Annotated in this window: 1 protein-coding gene; it reads left to right on the top strand. The window is 69.9% G+C overall.

The features are described 5' to 3' along the window. Positions 1-96: 96 nt before the first annotated feature. On the top strand, positions 97-1446 hold the full coding sequence (locus E2C06_RS36350; RefSeq protein WP_133293367.1) for an IS1380 family transposase: 1350 nt from the start codon (positions 97-99) through the stop codon (positions 1444-1446). The last annotated feature ends 172 nt before the right edge of the window (positions 1447-1618 follow it).

Here is a 1618-nt window from a genome sequence, read left to right as displayed (position 1 = left end):
CCCGGATTATGCGCGAGGGCTGACGGGCATGGCGCAAGCGGTTGTGCGGACGTAGAATTTGGCTGCGACACTCAAATCCAGCCGCGTCCGGAGGCCATGCCCGTCACGGTTGAACCTACCCCGCCGCTGCCCGGCCTGTCACCGGTCGGCGGCAAGCCCCTGATCGCCCGCTTCGACGGCGGGCAACTCTCCTCCGACGGTGGCCTGTTAGCCCTGCGCGAAGTCGAGCGTCGGCTCGGCATCGCCGACCGGCTGGCGGCCTGCATCGAGGACCCGCGCGCGCCGGAGCGGATCCAGCACCGCCTCGCCGCTATCCTGCGCTTCCGCATGTTGATGATTGCGGCGGGCTACGAGGACGGCAACGACGCCAACAGCCTGCGGCACGATCCGGTCTTCAAGCTCGCCCTTGACCGTCTGCCCGGCAGCGACCCGCTCTGCTCGCAGCCGACCATCTCACGGCTCGAGAACCTGCCGGATGTGCGCGCGCTGCTGCGGATGGCCCGCGCCATGGTGGGGCTGTACTGCGGCAGCTTCCGGCAGGTGCCCCGACGCATCGTGCTCGACCTCGACGACACCTTTGACGCTGTTCACGGCGGGCAGCAGCTGCGGCTGTTCAACGCCTACTACGACGAGTACGGCTTTCAGCCGATCGTGGTGTTCGACGGTGAGGGTCGGCCCGTGGTCGCCATGCTGCGCCCCGCCCGGCGCCCCACGGGTGCCGAGGCCCGTGCCTTCCTGCGCCGCCTGGTGCGCGGGATCCGGAGCCATTGGCCCCAGGTCGAGATCCTGATCCGCGCCGACAGCCATTACTGCGCGCCCGAGGTGCTCGACTTCTGCCGCGCCGAGCGGCTTGACTTCGTGCTCGGCGTGGCCGCCACCACCACGCTCCACAAGCATGTCGCGGCGCTGGAACAGAGCACCGCTACCCGGCACGCGGCGACACCGGGCAGCGACAAGCTGCGCCGCTACAAGGCGTTCTGGGACGGCGCCGGCAGCTGGAGCCGGGTCGAGCGCGTCATCGCTCGCGTCGAGGCCGGGCCGCAGGGCACCGACACACGCTTCGTCGTCACCAACCTCGCCGGCGGCACGCCGCGGCGGATCTACGAGGACCTGTACTGCGCGAGGGGACAGGCCGAGAACCACATCAAGGCCTGGAAGCGCCACCTCGCTGCCGATCGGACCTCGTGTTGCCGCGCCACCGCCAACCAGTTTCGCTTGATGCTGCACACCGCTGCTTACTGGCTGCTTTGGTCGCTCCGCAGCCTCATGCCGAAGCGCTCCACTTGGCGCGTGGCGCAGCTCGACACCCTCCGCCTGCGCCTGGTCAAGCTCGCCACCCGCGTCGTCGCGCTGAAGACCCGGGTCGTGCTGCACCTGCCGAGCGCCTGCCCGCACAAGGCCATCCTGCGCCTCGCCCTCGAGCGCATGCCGCGCCTGATCTGCTAAGCGCTGGGGCGGATGCCCCAGCCGAGCCCTCCGAACCGCAACCAGCCAGCTCCGCGATCCGCATCCTGCCGCCGGCCCCGAACCCGGCACCCACGACGCGCGGTCGCACAACCACAAAGCGAGCAAACCGGACGATGTCAGGCCGCCCGCTCAGCCTCATGAATTTTGCGGG

This window comes from Dankookia rubra (assembly GCF_004355005.1).
Taxonomy (GTDB): Bacteria; Pseudomonadota; Alphaproteobacteria; order Acetobacterales; family Acetobacteraceae; genus Paracraurococcus; species Paracraurococcus ruber_A.
Note: the sequence above shows the minus strand (reverse complement) of the source record. Positions and strands in the feature narration are given on the sequence as shown.

Bases quoted from the DNA above. Each gene is read 5' to 3' on its own strand.
- E2C06_RS36350 (WP_133293367.1), top strand. From the start codon at position 97: ATGCCCGTCACGGTTGAACCTACCCCGCCGCTGCCCGGCCTGTCACCG.